This is a genomic window from Thermoflexus sp., assembly GCF_034432235.1.
In the GTDB taxonomy this organism is placed as follows: domain Bacteria; phylum Chloroflexota; class Anaerolineae; order Thermoflexales; family Thermoflexaceae; genus Thermoflexus.
The window spans coordinates 1-13575 of the sequence record NZ_DAOUCJ010000025.1 but is presented as its reverse complement, the minus strand read 5'-3'; the positions used below and the strand labels follow the sequence as shown (position 1 = coordinate 13575).

The 13575-nt window shown below is 63.7% G+C and carries 18 protein-coding genes and 1 pseudogene; all 19 read right to left on the bottom strand.

Annotated features, from left to right (window positions below; translation table 11 throughout):
* Nucleotides 1-24: 24 nt before the first annotated feature.
* Entirely contained in the window at nucleotides 25-1896 is a 1872-nt protein-coding gene (locus VAE54_RS02510) for a M1 family metallopeptidase (protein WP_322800356.1), read from the bottom strand.
* Between the two features lie 258 nt (nucleotides 1897-2154).
* Complete coding sequence (locus tag VAE54_RS02505; protein WP_322800355.1) at nucleotides 2155-3414, bottom strand: hypothetical protein; 1260 nt, start codon at nucleotides 3412-3414, stop codon at nucleotides 2155-2157.
* A 116-nt stretch (nucleotides 3415-3530) separates the two neighbouring features.
* Nucleotides 3531-3983, bottom strand: coding sequence for a hypothetical protein (locus VAE54_RS02500; protein ID WP_322800354.1), 453 nt, complete (start codon nucleotides 3981-3983; stop codon nucleotides 3531-3533).
* Nucleotides 3984-4083: 100 nt separating this feature from the next.
* On the bottom strand, nucleotides 4084-4554 hold the full coding sequence (locus VAE54_RS02495; RefSeq protein ID WP_322800353.1) for an RDD family protein: 471 nt from the start codon (nucleotides 4552-4554) through the stop codon (nucleotides 4084-4086).
* Between the two features lie 122 nt (nucleotides 4555-4676).
* Nucleotides 4677-5285, bottom strand: a complete 609-nt coding sequence (locus VAE54_RS02490; RefSeq protein ID WP_322800352.1) for a pilus assembly protein TadG-related protein — start codon at nucleotides 5283-5285, stop codon at nucleotides 4677-4679.
* Nucleotides 5279-5656 (bottom strand): TadE/TadG family type IV pilus assembly protein, encoded by a 378-nt coding sequence (locus VAE54_RS02485; protein ID WP_322800351.1) that lies wholly within the window; start codon nucleotides 5654-5656, stop codon nucleotides 5279-5281. The genes VAE54_RS02490 and VAE54_RS02485 overlap by 7 nt, the downstream gene beginning before the upstream one ends.
* Nucleotides 5637-6188 (bottom strand): hypothetical protein, encoded by a 552-nt coding sequence (locus tag VAE54_RS02480; protein WP_322800350.1) that lies wholly within the window; start codon nucleotides 6186-6188, stop codon nucleotides 5637-5639. Before VAE54_RS02480 ends, VAE54_RS02485 begins: the two co-directional genes overlap by 20 nt.
* A 61-nt stretch (nucleotides 6189-6249) precedes the next feature.
* Complete coding sequence (locus VAE54_RS02475) at nucleotides 6250-6585, bottom strand: hypothetical protein (RefSeq protein ID WP_322800349.1); 336 nt, start codon at nucleotides 6583-6585, stop codon at nucleotides 6250-6252.
* A gap of 32 nt (nucleotides 6586-6617) precedes the next feature.
* Nucleotides 6618-6944, bottom strand: coding sequence for a hypothetical protein (locus tag VAE54_RS02470; RefSeq protein WP_322800348.1), 327 nt, complete (start codon nucleotides 6942-6944; stop codon nucleotides 6618-6620).
* Nucleotides 6945-6959: 15 nt separating this feature from the next.
* Entirely contained in the window at nucleotides 6960-8120 is a 1161-nt protein-coding gene (locus VAE54_RS02465; RefSeq protein WP_322800347.1) for a hypothetical protein, read from the bottom strand.
* A gap of 245 nt (nucleotides 8121-8365) precedes the next feature.
* The gene (locus VAE54_RS02460; protein ID WP_322800346.1) at nucleotides 8366-8941 is read right to left on the bottom strand and encodes a tetratricopeptide repeat protein; all 576 of its coding nucleotides are present in this window, start codon (nucleotides 8939-8941) and stop codon (nucleotides 8366-8368) included.
* Between the two features lie 317 nt (nucleotides 8942-9258).
* The gene (locus VAE54_RS02455; RefSeq protein ID WP_322800345.1) at nucleotides 9259-10206 is read right to left on the bottom strand and encodes a hypothetical protein; all 948 of its coding nucleotides are present in this window, start codon (nucleotides 10204-10206) and stop codon (nucleotides 9259-9261) included.
* Nucleotides 10207-10235: 29 nt separating this feature from the next.
* Complete coding sequence (locus tag VAE54_RS02450; protein ID WP_322800344.1) at nucleotides 10236-10364, bottom strand: hypothetical protein; 129 nt, start codon at nucleotides 10362-10364, stop codon at nucleotides 10236-10238.
* An 8-nt stretch (nucleotides 10365-10372) separates the two neighbouring features.
* Complete coding sequence (locus VAE54_RS02445; RefSeq protein ID WP_322800343.1) at nucleotides 10373-10558, bottom strand: hypothetical protein; 186 nt, start codon at nucleotides 10556-10558, stop codon at nucleotides 10373-10375.
* A gap of 48 nt (nucleotides 10559-10606) precedes the next feature.
* Nucleotides 10607-10903, bottom strand: coding sequence for a hypothetical protein (locus VAE54_RS02440; RefSeq protein WP_322800342.1), 297 nt, complete (start codon nucleotides 10901-10903; stop codon nucleotides 10607-10609).
* 573 nt (nucleotides 10904-11476) lie between these two features.
* Complete coding sequence (locus VAE54_RS02435) at nucleotides 11477-11737, bottom strand: hypothetical protein (protein ID WP_322800341.1); 261 nt, start codon at nucleotides 11735-11737, stop codon at nucleotides 11477-11479.
* A 46-nt stretch (nucleotides 11738-11783) separates the two neighbouring features.
* A complete protein-coding gene (locus tag VAE54_RS02430) occupies nucleotides 11784-11963 on the bottom strand; it encodes a hypothetical protein (RefSeq protein WP_322800340.1) in 180 nt (59 codons plus the stop codon).
* A gap of 341 nt (nucleotides 11964-12304) precedes the next feature.
* Complete coding sequence (locus VAE54_RS02425; protein ID WP_322800339.1) at nucleotides 12305-12610, bottom strand: hypothetical protein; 306 nt, start codon at nucleotides 12608-12610, stop codon at nucleotides 12305-12307.
* Between the two features lie 45 nt (nucleotides 12611-12655).
* Nucleotides 12656-13575 (bottom strand): annotated as a pseudogene (locus VAE54_RS02420) (hypothetical protein); the annotation flags it as partial.

Here is a 13575-nt window from a genome sequence, read left to right as displayed (position 1 = left end):
TGGATCAAAGGATGCAGGGGAAATTCAAGGCTGCGCCTGCATGAGGAGCTCCAGGAGCGAACGGAGCAGCGCCGCCATCGTGGGATCCCGCAGGAGCGGATCCAGCGTCTCGCTGGGGGGGAGATCCTTTTCCGTCACCCCGGCACCGGTCACCCATCGCTGATAGAACGCCTCCGCCCGCTCCTTCCCCATGAACTCCGCCAGGGTCTCCCGCCAGGAATCCCCCGTCGCCCAGCTCCAGCGGTGGCGCTGAAGATACCGCCGCAGGAAGGCGAAAAAGCGCTCCTCCCCCATCTCGCGGCGCAGGACCTCCATCATCCAGGCCCCTTTCCCATACACAATCGCCGCGTAATCCCACGGCGAATATCGCTCCGCCGGCATGTTCAGGGGGAGATCGCCCTCCATCAGCCGGAAGCGATAGGGGAACAGGACCAGGAGATCCCAGGTCATCCGGGCGGCCTCCGGGCCGTGGGCCTGCTCCACCCAAAAGACCGCCGACCAATTCGTCAGCCCCTCGTCCAGCCATGGCTCCCGATGGGCGTCGTTGCCCACCATCCCATACCACCACTGATGGGCCACCTCGTGGGCCACCACGAACCCCAGAAGGTCCAGGGTTCCGCCTCCGGGGGAGAGCCCTCCGAACAGCCCGTTCAGATCCCCCATCCCATAGAGGTCCTCGCCGATCATCACCAGGCCGCTGGCCTCCACGCCGGCCGCCCCACCGCGCAGGGGAACCTCCACCACATCCAGCTCCGCCAGGGGGTAATCGCCGAAGGCCCTCCCGAACCGCTCCAGGGCGTCGGCCGCGTCCTCCAGGGCCCGGCGCGCCTCTGCCGCCGGCGCGTTCCGGTAAAACCCGTTCACCCGGATCCCATCCCGTTCAACGGAGATCCGGCGCATCTCCCCGGCGACCATCACGAAGTTCCGCGTATATGGCGCCACGATCTCCACGGTCTGCCATCCCCCTGGCCCGGCGGATTCCCGAACCGTCACGCCGCTCGCCGCCAGCGCCATCCCTTCGGGAAGGCGCAGGCGGAGGGCGAAGTGCGCCGCCTCCGCTTGGTGCAGATCCCCGTTCTCCCACGGCGGATCCAGGACGCAGCGGCCTTCCTGAATCCGGGCCAGCTCCGGATAACCGTAGTAGAGGACGAGACGCCCATCGCCGGTTTTCTGCATCAGGCCATAGCCGCCCGCTCGGGCCCCGATCGTCACCGTGAAGGGCATCTCCAGCTCGACCGTCTCGCCGGGCTGGAGAGGGGAAGGCAGCGTCACGGTGAAGGCCGTGCGATCGAGGCTCCAGTTGGGGGAAACCGGTCGGCCGCCCTGCCGGATGATCCCCACCTCGAGACGGGAGCCCCCCGAGGCCGGGGCGTTGGCCCACGCCCGGAAGCAGAGGGCCCGGAGGGGCGCGCCCCGCTCATAAGGGAAGGTCAGGATCAGGCGGCCCCGCAGCCGTCCGGACTGCGGCTCCAGCACCCCGCCGATCCGGTAAACGGGACGGCGGTCCACGCCCGCGGCCCTCGCCGAGGGGGAGAGCCCGACGAGCCATTCTGGCTCGGATGGCGGATCGGGCACCTCCAGCGGGAGGGCCTCTGGGGTTTCGGGGAAGGCGGGCGGGGGCGCCATCCGCGTCCGGGGCGGCGTGGGAGTATACGTCGGGAGGGGTGTGGCGGTGGGAACGAGGGCCTCCTCCGGCGACGGAGAAGGGCGAAGGGGGACGGTGGCCGCTGGAAGGATCGGCGTGGCGATCGGGGCAGCAGGAACGGTAGGGGCACGGTATGCCGTGCCCATACGTCGGGCGAGCTCAGGGACGGCCAGCGCCCCGAGGGCGAACCCGATCCCGCACCCCGCGCCGGCGATCGCGATCAGAATCGCTGCCCACGCCCATCGAGACATCACGCCTCCATCCGGTCCCAGGAATCCAGGCCCATGCGTCGACTGCCGGGCCGAAAATCTCCTCCATTGTTCTGCAACGCCTCGCTCTTCCTTTCACGGCGATGGGCGAACGAAAGGGCGGATGGCTTCCGGACCCCTCGGCCGATGGTCCATGGACCTTCCTTTCATTGCTCCGCCGTCCATGGAGCGCCGCTTCCGAGCCGGGTTCATCCTCCGCCCATGCCCGCCGTGGGCTTGGGGAGCCTTCCACGAACTCCCTCACCACCTCGAGTTCTCCAGGACGAGCTCCAGGGTCTTCCAGTCGGCCTCCATGGCTGTCACCACCCAGGTCACATCCTCGAAGTGGAGGATGACGGACCGGAAGTCGCGGTGGACTCCCATATACGCGCCGCTCCCCTGGAAACGGACGGCCAGCAGCGCCGCACGGCCCCGGGAAGGGCGGTGATCGAAAAGCTCCGGCGGCTCAATCCGGACATCCGTCCATCCGGCGTTCTCCATGAAGGAGCGCATGGGCTCCACCAGCATCTCCGAAACGCTCTTCCAGTTCTGCCGGATCAGGTCCGCCTGCTCCCGGGTCATCGCTCCGCTCTGGCGCACCACCACGATCAGCGAGCTGGGAGACTTCGGATCATAGGCGATCGCCTGGGCTCCCTGCCGGACGATTTCCACGTAGGGCCGGACTTCCGGCGGGACGCTCTCGGGAGACATCAGGCGCTGGATCTCCTCGGGGGTCAGGACCTTCCATCCCGGCGGGAAAGCGAAGGGGGTGACGGCCGTCGGCGCCGGGGTCGGCGTGGGCGTCGATACGGCCCGGCGGGTCGCCGTCGGTGCGGGGAGAGCTCGTGCGGCCTCCTCTCGCTCGGGAGCGAACCGGGAGGATTCCAGCAGGAGACGGAACCCCTTTTCATCCCCCACGCTCAGCACGCTGTAGATGCGCCGGGGGAAATAGACAATGGCCATCCACCCATCCTGGGTCTTCTGGCCCTGATGGTAGGAGAACCGGATCTCCAGCATGCCCAGGGTGCCCTTCCGTTCTGACCATGTCATCCCATTCAGGACGACCTCGGCGTCCGGAACCGACGAGCGGATCGCATCGGCGGTGAACGCGAAGGCCTGGCGGTAGAGTTGCTCCTGATCGGCCCTCCACGCCTCTCGCTCCGATTCCGGGATCTCCTCCAGAAGCGCATCCTGCCCGGCGACCAGGAGCATCCGGTCGCCCCGGCGGGCGGCAAAGATGGCCCGATCGGAGAAGCTGCGGAGCAGGGATCGCGCCGGCTCCTGGAAGGATCTCTCCGCGCGCTGCATCAGAGCAGCGGGATCCCGGATATCCAGGGTTTCATAGCCGGACGGGCAGACGATCTCCGAGCCGTCCGCGGCCCGAACTTTCTGCGTTCCGGTCACCCCCGAGGCGATCTCGCCTGGACGGCGGAGGAGGAAATAGAGGGCGAGGCCTCCGCCGGCACAGAGGCCCAGCAGCACGAGGGCCCCGACCGCCATCACCAGCACGAGCTTGCGCATCGGACACCTCCGGGAGGGATTGGGTTCCAGAAGGAGGGGAATCGGTCCAGCGCTCCTCTTATAATGTGATAGCGAAAAGGGGGCAGCCTTCCCCGTTTCCGCGATCGCTCAGAGGATTATGGCTCCCGATGGATCGAGCGGACCAGCACGGCGCCCAGATAGCCGCCGGCGGCGGAGAGCGCCATCGTGGACAGAGCGACCAGACAGAGGACGAGGAGAACACCGATGATCGCGCCGGCCTGGGCCTGCGATTCGGGGACGTTCTGACCCAGCTGGCGCAACAGCTCCCGCTGGGTGGCCTGGATGGCCCCGGTAGCCAGCCCCAGCCCGGCCGCCAGAGCCGATCCGATAAAGGCCCCAGCCCCGAAGGATAGCCCGCCCAGCAACCCCACCCGAGAAGACTCCGGTCGGGATGGACGGGGTGGGACCAGACAGGCGGCCGCCCCTCCCGCCAGCCCGCCCAGGGGGCCACAGCAGAAGCAGGTCAGCAGGGGCGTGAGCAGGCTGGCCAGAAAGCCGCCCGCCAGCCCGGCGATCGCCGACAGACCATATACGAGCATCCTCCACATATCCATGCCTCCGGATGAGGGTCTCCGCCATACACAACGGACGGGATGGGGGATCCATTCCCATCCCGTCCCAGATCATCGTTCCATGAATTCATCGCCATCATCCTGATCCGGACCGCATCACCACCCAGGTGCGCACCAGCTTATCGTGCCACCCCTGATGTTCCCGATCGATCAGCACCCACAGGTAGCCCAGATAAAAGACCAGGGCCGAAAGGGGCTTGCCGATGATCTCCCGCACCAGCATCGTCCAGAAGCCGGCGGGGCGCCCATCCTCATGCACCACCTGCATGCCCAGCAACCACTTCCCCAGGCTCATGCCCTGGGTCCAGAGATAGAGCGTGATCGCCAGGTAGGCCAGACTCAGGCCACAGATCAGGAGGAACCCAATTCCGCCGATCGCGGCTCCAGCCGTTTGAGAAGCGGAGGAACGCCGATTATCCAGCAGCGCGCCGATCACCCCCAGGGGAGTCAGCACGGCAAACAGGTCGATATAGAAGACCAGGGATTCCACCACGCCAGCCATCAGCCGCCGAAACGGGGAAGCCAGATGCAAGCCCCTCGTCTCCATGGCTCACCTCCGGAGAACAGATTTGCCGCAGGACACCATGGGAATCGGTCCATGCGCCCGTCGGGCGATGCTGGAAGGGATCTGCGATCTGCGGAGAGGATAGGGGATCATCTGCATCGCCTTCACCGTACCAGACGGATCCTCCACGTGAAGCGAAACCAGTAGTAAACCATGGGGGTTTCCGGATTCGGGCTGCAATCCCAGGCATTGAATTCATACCGGCTCAGATAGACCTCGGCCGTCGCCTCCGCCCCCATCTCCCCCTGACGCCCCCCCACCACCGGTCCCGCCAGCCCGTAGGGGCGCTTCACGGCGCTATCGACCAGGATCTGCCGCAGCGGGTATCCCTGCACGTTCCAGGTTTCGGCCCCCCAGCGCACCCGGTAGCGGGTGAGGCGGCTTCCGTTGGCGGCCGCATAAGCGGAAGCCTGGGCGAATCCCATCTGGGACCACACCGCCGCCTGAGGGCGGGCCATGTCGTATTCCCTCACGATCTCCGCGGGTGGCGTCCCGGCAGGGGCGCACAGCTCCCACGTGGTGCTCAGATACCGGGCGATCTCCTCTGCGCCGGCCAGGGCGGCGGCATCGGCCCCCGTCACCGCCCGGTGCCGGACGTAGCCGAGGATGGCGAAGTTGAAGAGCACGGCCGCCCCGAGCACCAGCAGGAAGCCCAGGATGATCATCAGCAGCGTCGAGGCCCCCCGTTCTTCCCGCCACCACGCCCTCACCATCCGAACCTCCTCTCCCAGCGCATCCAGGCCGTGACCACCACGGGCGGCAACTGGATGCGCTCATGGAGCCGGAAGGGCAACGGCACCTGGGGCGGTCGCAGCGTCACCTGACATCCCCGGGCATCCCCGCCCCCGAGGGGTTGCACTTGGGCCCCCGGCGCCCAGGCTCCGATCACCCGTTGGGCCGCGGCGATGCCGCTGGCGCCCACCGCCTCCTGTCGGGCGCACTCCCGGGCGGCGGCCGAGGCCACCATCGCCGTGTAGCCCACCGCGAGCAACTGCCACCCCACCAGCACAAACAGAAACAGGAGCGGAAGCCCGGCGATGAGCTCCACCGTCTCCGCGCCGCGCTCATCCCAAAGGCCACGCATGGCGTCGTCCCCTCCTTCCAATCGACGATCCCTCGACCCTTGTATGATCATCAGAAGGTGGGCAACAGCCCGATTTCCCCTCCTCGTTTCGGGGAGGGGAGGACCCCTCCCCCGGCCCCTCCCCGAAACGGGAAGGGGGATTTTCAGGCTCCCCCTTCCCTACGAGGGAAGGGGGCCGGGGGGTTAGGTCCAGGAGCCCCTCCCCGATTCGGGGAGGGGTGGCGTGGAGGCCCCCTTCCTTCACCAGCCCGAGATAGGTCATCAGGCTGACGAAAAGGCCAATCGCCACCCCACTGAGGATCACATCCACCAGCGTCCGCCGGCCTTTCTCCCATCCCTCCTCCGGAATGAACATCATCGCGCCGGAAAGAATCACCAGGATAAAGAACCCCAGAACAACAAGCTTGTCCTCCAGCCACGTGATCTCCCCTCGAGCCAGACGAGGCTTGGCCCAGACAAACGCATAATAATCGAAGGCAATCATACTCAAAATAAGCAATACGGTCCCAATTGTTGATTCGGCCTTTTTCATTTTATACTTCACAAATCTCTGGGCCCATGGAACGTCCCGGAAAACCCGGGAACGGGACGGCTCATCGCCGGGCGATCAGGGCATAAAGGGCACCAACGATCGCCCCCGAGATCACCGCCTCCAATCCCGACCGGGCCGCCTGCTTCCAGCTCCAGCGGTATTCCGGCAGGTTCTGGATCACGTAGCCCATGTAGCCGATCACCCAGAACCCCATGAGGATCAGCTTATCCAGGATCTCATCCCACCACGTCCACGCCCCCGCCGCTTTCAGCGCAATCGCTCGGGGTTTTTGAATCTCCATCGCCCAGTAAGCAGCAGCAATGAGATCCACCACCATGATCAGAAAACCCACGATGAACAGCGGATGAAGCCGGCCACCGGATGACCTACTCGGCATCTCTAACTCCCGGTTGCCATTGGGATAATGTTCTACCGTCGGGATATCATGGCATAAAGGGCGCCAACAATTGCCCCCGAGATGACCGCTTCCAAACCGGACCGGGCCGCACGTTTCCAGTCCCACTTGTTGTCCGGCAATGCCCCAACCGTGTAGCCCATATAGGCAATCACCCAGAACCCGATGATTATCAATTTTTCGATGACCTCATCCCATAGCGTCCACTGCCCCGCCGCCATCTTGGCGATTGCCCGGGGCTTCTCGATGGCCAGCGCCCAGTAGCCCACGGCAATGAGATCGGCCACCATGATCAAAAAGCCCACAATGTTCAATGGATGAATCTTGGGTTTGTTAGACATGGCCTCACCTCCCAGTTACATACCAAATAGCTTGATTTTTATGATATCCCATGAAACCCGATTCAGAACGCGCATCATAAAATTCGGAGAAGATATAGAGATCCCTTTCCCCCGCAACCATCCAATCCCCTTTCCGACAACCCGACCAAAGCCCCTGTTATACGCTTTGCCCCCATGCTCATCCAGTAAGAGCGATTGACCAAAGCTCCGAATTGGGGTTGCCAAGGAAAGTTCCTTCCGACGGGCGGCTTCTATCGTTCCCAGGATAGCAGCCAGCGCGGCTTTCGCCGATGGCACCGTCGGCATTTCCGTCAAGACCCCCGCCCCAAATGCTATGGCCAGTCCCTGAATGGACCACTCATTGGGTGGGGTGAGTATTATGTAACTGAGTGCAGATGAAACCCCACCAATAATTCCCTTGCTCACGAAAAGCCTCAGAATTCCGGACAACCCTGATGCTGCCATCGCGCTTATGCCTTGAGCAAGCAGAGGGACTGCGATTGCTCCCATCCCTGCTAGTCCGAAGGCCTCCAGCCACCCCTGCAGGCCGGCTTTGGGACTCGATAGCTGATACAACCCGCCGAACAGCACGGCCCCGCCTGCTGCCAGCCATATCGGCAAAGCCACGCCACCCGTCAACAGGATGGATCCAAGGATCAGCAAGCCAGCAACCACAACCCCCGCCACGATTCCCTTATGCTCATCCAGCCACTTCCATACCCCCTCCGCCGTGGATTTCAGGCCCTCCCACGCCTGTCCGGCCCCCCGTTTCACATCCTCCCACTTGTCCGCCGCCCACTTCCCGAAATTCGAGAGACAATCCCCCGGATGGGTCACGCACCACACCGGATCCGGCGGCTTCCCCCCCGGGGGATTCACCCCGGGGGGGTTCCCTCCCGGTGGATTCGCCCCCGGCGGGTTCCCCCCTGGCGGCCGAACCCCCGGTGGGTTCGCCCCAAAGGCGTTCCCTCCCCCTGCCCCCGGGCAGCCTCCAGCGCCCTCCAGACACCACGCATACCGTTGCAGCGCCTGCTGGATCGGCGCTGCCACCTGGACGCCCCCCGGCCCGTTCATCCAGGCCGTCACCGCCCCAATCAGCGCCAGCACCACCAGCGCCAGCGCCACCCACTCCAGCGTCTGCACTCCCCTCGATCCCCGCATCCACCTCCGCACCATCGTTCACCTCCTCCCGCCCACGGATTCCGATCGGGCACCGGGAAGATGCCACCGGGCTACGACCCTGTCCGAACCGGCTCGTTCCAGATCCAAGCAACCGCCCCGAACGATGAAACCTCCTGCCCCCATCTTAATCCGACCCCCTTTCCCCTGCGTTAACCCAACGTTACAACATCGATTTGATCGTTACAACTCCGACCGACCCGAGGGGGAAGACCGGGTCTGGAGAGGCGCCCGAATCCCGATCATCCCCGCTCGCCGAGCCGCTGCAGGGCCTCTTCCACACCCGGGCGAGCAGCGCCTCCCGCCCCTCCTCCTCCAGTTCCCTCCGCCGCCGCCATGCCTCCCGGAGATCCCGCCGGGCCCCCTCCAGATCCCCCAGGCGCTCCCGCAAAAGGATGCCCCCGCTCGATCGCCCGCTCGATGTCCTGCAAAGCCCGCGCGGAATCCCCCCGCTCCGCCTCCACGATCGCCCGCATGTTCCAGGCCTCCGCGTCCTCCGGGTCCAGCCGCAGGGCGGCGTCCAGATCGGCCAGCGCCCGCTCCAGATCCCGCAGATCCAGCCAGGCCATCGCCCGGTTGTAATACGTATCCGGATCCTCCTTCCGCCGCAGGCTCTCCGTGAAATCCCGGATCGCCGCTTCCGGCCGCCCGCTCTCCAGATACGCCATCCCCCGATGAAACCACGCCTGCGCATTCCCGGGATCCCGCTCCAGAACCCGGGTGAACCGCTCCATGGCCTCTTCATGTTCCCCCTGCAGCAGCCTCTGCATGCCCTCCCCCATGTCATCCTTCCCGAACAGCGCCTCCAGGATCCCCATCGCTGGCCTCCTTTCCCGGATGGAATAGAAACGGGCTCACCGGCGGGATCGGCGGGCCTGCCCCCGGCGCCGCAGCCAGCGGCTCAACCCATCCCGATCCACGCCCCAAGGATCCCCACCGCGATCATCCAGATCCATCCCTCCATCTCCGCACCTCCCGGTGTTCAGATGCCCTTCCAGATCCCTCGAAACGCTGGCCGCATCCGCCTTTCTTCCGTCGTCTCCATGATCCCCGCCCCTCGGGAGGATCTTCGGGCGCCTTTCCCTGGAAAGCTTCCATCCCTCGACCACCCCAGGAAACGCGCCGATCCGGTCGCTCACCGGCCTTCGCCGACGGCCTCGGATTCCGGAATCTTCCAGAGCAGGCCGCCCAGCAGGGGGATCAGAAAGGCAGGACCAAAGAAGAGATAGGCGGCCCCAGCGATCGGATCCACCGCGCCCAGCGCCACGCCCGCCGCGCCCGCCAGGGCGCCCAGCAGAATGGCCCCCCAGGGAGGAACGGAGCAGGCCCTCAGGTCCACACCCGCGTCGGCCTCCAGGATCCGGCTCATCGCCTGGGAAACGCGAAGAAAGCTCAGGAACATCCACCCGGCCAGCGCGCCGATCGCCCCCATAGGGAGAGCGACGATGAGGAAGTCGCCGAGCCGATCCGGCCCCACCGTTAGGGCAGCCCACAGGGAGAGAAGGAGCTCCAAGACAACCCCGAAGGCCATCCGCCGGGCGCTCGCCACCCCGATCGGGTTCTGCCGAAACCGATATGCCTCCAGGAATTCCGGAAACCACATCGGGGCGGATTTCTGGAATTCCTCCCAGGCCTTGTCCTCCCCGCCCATCTCCTCCATCGGAAGGCCGGTCAACCGTCCCAGCTGTTCCGCGAAGGAGCGGGCATCCTGAGCGCTCCGTTCCCCCCGGGCGGAGAGGAAGAGGAGGCTTGTCGAGTTCTCCTCCCCCCACACAACGGCCAGCCCCGGATACCGGGCCTTCTGCTCGATGCGCCCATAGCCGCCCGGATCAAGAACCGATGGGTCTGTCATCACCCCGATCCGCCCAATGGCCTTCCATCCGGTCAGGAAATCCCCTTCCTCCCGCATCTCCGCCGCCTTCCCCAAGCGATCCAGAACCTGCTCCACGGGAAGGGGGATCTGGAACCGGACCACAGGGGCCAGGGACGGAAGGCGAGGCCGTCTGGCTCCTATCAGGAGCGCGAAGACCACCAACAGCAGAAATCCAGCGGCCACACACGAGCCGATCAGGATGTTTCCCATGGCTGTCCCCTTCTCCCGCCCGGGACCATTCATCCGATCGCCGGCTCATCGTGGGACGAAGGATGGGGAAGACCTCCACGGAAGCGCAGACCCAGCGGACGCAAATGCCCGTTCGGGGCGATCCCCGCGAAAAACAGCCAGTATCCGATTGCGGTCATCCCCAAGATCACCAAGATGTCCACCAGCCCATACCCCCCGACCGGGAGGCCTGCATCCCCAGATGCGCCCCCAGCGGACCCGCCGCGCTCCCGCCGCTGAACAGAGCCACCACCCAGAGCATCCGCTCCAGGCGATCCGTCAGCGCATCCCACCCGCGCCGCCACCCATAGGCCAGGCCGATGACCAGCCCCAACCCATAGGTGACGACGGGAACCCACCCCTTCGGCAGAAGCCGCGGCCATTAAACCACCGGATAGGAGAGGACCCACAGGCTCAGGATCCCCATCCCCAGGGTTCGGGAAAGCCAGGGGATCCACCCCGGCCGTTCCCCGACGAGAAACGCGATAAGAGCCAGCGGGCTGATGAGGAAGGCCGGGAAGATCTCCACCCACGAGGGAAAGCGCGCGACCTCCCGCAGCCGCACCGAATTCATCATCCAGGCCAGGAAGGGAAAAATAATCAGAAAATATAAGAACCCGGCGATCCCCCACAGGATCTTCGAGCGCCGCTTTCGGGAAAGTTTCCGCCATCGGACCATCTCACCGCCCCCCAGCCGGGAGCTGTCCCGAGGTCATTCGGGCGCGCGCCCCATTCACCTTCGCCATCCAGCTTGAAACCAGACACGGGCCAGGATGGGACTGATGACAAGATGGGGCAAGGCCAGCAAACTCCCCACTCCCACGGAATCCCTTACAAAACCCGCCGGGATCGTAACCGCCAGAAACAATGTCAAGCCCCAAATCCCCGCTACAATGCAAGCCGAGGAGAAAGGCGAGAAGTAAACCCGATAACGCAGAAAATAAGCAGAATATATTGTAGCGTGAAATCCGATCCCTGTTATCAAAATAAACAGAATAAGAGAAGGGTCGATGGGAAGGTGGGGCAAGACGCCAGGCCGGATCCCCATGATCCGATCAAAGGGCGAGGCGGCGGTCCAGAGAAGAAGGAGATCCGTCATTGGCTCCCGGAGCCCCGGATCCGGAACCCTTCCCAACGGATCCTCATTTCGCGGAGCGCCCCCCCTGACAGGGGAGACCGAAACACCCATATCAGAACGAGAACGAAGGGGATCCATCCGGATCGCAGGGGAGCACGATCTTCCCTCCAGATCCTATGGAGCAGTCAACGCGATGACACGGCACAGCAGGAACAGGAAAATCGGCAGCAGCCAGAGCATCCCCCGGAGAACCCGAACGTGCCGGGGCTCTCCCGCCGGTCCGTTCTCCCAGAGGACCCCCATCCCGGCCACCAGCGTCAGGGCCGCGATGACGGCCATGGCATAGCGGCCAGAGGGATCGCGATCCACACCGGCCGCCAGGCCGACGATCAGCGCCCCCAGAAGGCCCAGCGTCACCCCCATCCAGTATCCCATTGGGCGTTCTCCTCCCAACCGTATCGCCTCATCCGGGAAGCCTGCCTCAGCGCCCGATCGAGCGAAGAGCGGACATGATCCCCCGGGCCAGCAGGATCGCCAGCCCGATCCAGATCACCGTCACCACCAGTCCCCCCACCCCCATCTCCCGGGCCACACGGCGCGTATAGAGAAGAACCGCTGTCCCACCCAGCAGGGCAAAAATCAAGAAAACAGCCCACCCCATCCAGACCCTCATCGTGGGAGGCAACCCCAAACGTATAGACAGCCATAGCAAAGGGGGGCTTATCACAAAAAACCATACAAATGCTAGGATGATCAACGTTATCTCCCTTCGATTTGGAGAGATCATCACCTCCTCCTTCCACGTTCGAAGTCAAAAACCATGGGATCGGTTCTAAACAGGCGGATCGTGCAACAGGGAGAAGTGGTGACTAGAGATCCCGACTTCCTGCCGGCGCCGGCTTTGCAGCCATCCAGCACCTCCCGGCCCTGCGAGATCCACTGAAGGATCGCCTCCGGCAGGCAGGATCGGCGCCGCATCCTTGCACCCCCGGGAAGCCAGTCTCAGCGCCCCACCGAGCGAAAAGCCGTCAGAAGCTCCCGGGCCAGCAGGATCGCCAGCCCGATCCAGATCACCGTCACCACCAGACCTCCCATTCCCATCTCCTGGGTCACCCGGAGCGCGTAAAGCGAGAGCCCTACCCCCGCCAGCAAAATCCAAATCAGAACATAGATGAATGCGATCCAAAACGACAGCTTCGGCCATAAGCCCAACTGCATCAATAGCCCGATCAAGAGAGGGCCCACCAGGACAAACCACACCAGGCCCAGGGCAAACCACATCACCTCGGTCCGATTGGGGGAGATCATGGGCACCTCCTTACAGGCTCGAAGCCAAAAATTCGCAGATGGTGATTACTTCTTGCCTATCATTGATTTTATGGTATCTGACGTCCATTTCTGAGAAATTTGCTGAATAAATTCTGAAATATATTCATTTAATCCAAGGGCTTTTCCAATCTCGAAACCAATAACTAGAAAACCAACAAATATAGTATTAGAAATATACTCTTCTATCCCTATACTTTGACCAGTTAAAGCTCCGGTCAAGTATAAACAAGAATTACTGACAGAAACAACAGCCACAATATTCGCAAAAGTAGCCTTTGGGGAAAGCAACAGCCATCGATAGCGCCGAATCAACTCGCCGGCCGTATAGGGTGTCCCTGCTCGCCAGGCTGGAATCAAATTCTGCATCAGCCCCCATGTGGCAAGGGATGTTAAATAAGTCATCCCGGCATTCATCAATCTTGCACCAAACCATGCCAAAACGCCTTGCAAGTTGCCAGAAGATAAATCTAATATCAGCTGATTAATATTCATATATGCATCCAAAATCGCACTCACGATGGTTGGTATCCCACCACTTGCAAGCCACTTGACCACCAACCCCTTTGCGATGGCCGTCCCGGCGCTGATCACCAGACCCGCTACGGTAGTGCCCACGGCCAAGGCATTGCGGAAATAAGCCCAGAAGCTCCCGGAGGGATTCAAAAGCTGGGACATGATACCAGCGATGATCGCAACGGCAGCCCCCACGATCGCGGCCGCGATGGCCACCCACCCTCCAATGAGGCCCAGGCTGACCAGCACGATAATCCCCACGATGATCAGAACGGCGGCCAGCAACCCGGCCACGGCCCCTTTCAGCCATGTATTCCATTGCTGGACTATCCACGCCCACGCCCGCCGTCCGGCCTCCGCGATCTGGCGGCCCACCCACTTCACGCCTTCCCAGAACGCCTTGGCCCCCCGTTGAATCCCCGGCCACACCA

Excerpts from the sequence above, each read along its gene's own strand:
- VAE54_RS02510 (WP_322800356.1), bottom strand. The coding sequence starts at position 1,896 with ATGTCTCGATGGGCGTGGGCAGCGATTCTGATCGCGATCGCCGGCGCG.
- VAE54_RS02505 (WP_322800355.1), bottom strand. The coding sequence starts at position 3,414 with ATGCGCAAGCTCGTGCTGGTGATGGCGGTCGGGGCCCTCGTGCTGCTG.
- VAE54_RS02500 (WP_322800354.1), bottom strand. The coding sequence starts at position 3,983 with ATGTGGAGGATGCTCGTATATGGTCTGTCGGCGATCGCCGGGCTGGCG.
- VAE54_RS02495 (WP_322800353.1), bottom strand. The coding sequence starts at position 4,554 with ATGGAGACGAGGGGCTTGCATCTGGCTTCCCCGTTTCGGCGGCTGATG.
- VAE54_RS02490 (WP_322800352.1), bottom strand. The coding sequence starts at position 5,285 with ATGGTGAGGGCGTGGTGGCGGGAAGAACGGGGGGCCTCGACGCTGCTG.
- VAE54_RS02485 (WP_322800351.1), bottom strand. The coding sequence starts at position 5,656 with ATGCGTGGCCTTTGGGATGAGCGCGGCGCGGAGACGGTGGAGCTCATC.
- VAE54_RS02480 (WP_322800350.1), bottom strand. The coding sequence starts at position 6,188 with ATGAAAAAGGCCGAATCAACAATTGGGACCGTATTGCTTATTTTGAGT.
- VAE54_RS02475 (WP_322800349.1), bottom strand. The coding sequence starts at position 6,585 with ATGCCGAGTAGGTCATCCGGTGGCCGGCTTCATCCGCTGTTCATCGTG.
- VAE54_RS02470 (WP_322800348.1), bottom strand. The coding sequence starts at position 6,944 with ATGTCTAACAAACCCAAGATTCATCCATTGAACATTGTGGGCTTTTTG.
- VAE54_RS02465 (WP_322800347.1), bottom strand. The coding sequence starts at position 8,120 with ATGGTGCGGAGGTGGATGCGGGGATCGAGGGGAGTGCAGACGCTGGAG.
- VAE54_RS02460 (WP_322800346.1), bottom strand. The coding sequence starts at position 8,941 with ATGGGGATCCTGGAGGCGCTGTTCGGGAAGGATGACATGGGGGAGGGC.
- VAE54_RS02455 (WP_322800345.1), bottom strand. The coding sequence starts at position 10,206 with ATGGGAAACATCCTGATCGGCTCGTGTGTGGCCGCTGGATTTCTGCTG.
- VAE54_RS02450 (WP_322800344.1), bottom strand. The coding sequence starts at position 10,364 with ATGACCGCAATCGGATACTGGCTGTTTTTCGCGGGGATCGCCCCGAAC.
- VAE54_RS02440 (WP_322800342.1), bottom strand. The coding sequence starts at position 10,903 with ATGGTCCGATGGCGGAAACTTTCCCGAAAGCGGCGCTCGAAGATCCTG.
- VAE54_RS02435 (WP_322800341.1), bottom strand. The coding sequence starts at position 11,737 with ATGGGATACTGGATGGGGGTGACGCTGGGCCTTCTGGGGGCGCTGATC.
- VAE54_RS02430 (WP_322800340.1), bottom strand. The coding sequence starts at position 11,963 with ATGGGGTGGGCTGTTTTCTTGATTTTTGCCCTGCTGGGTGGGACAGCG.
- VAE54_RS02425 (WP_322800339.1), bottom strand. The coding sequence starts at position 12,610 with ATGATCTCCCCCAATCGGACCGAGGTGATGTGGTTTGCCCTGGGCCTG.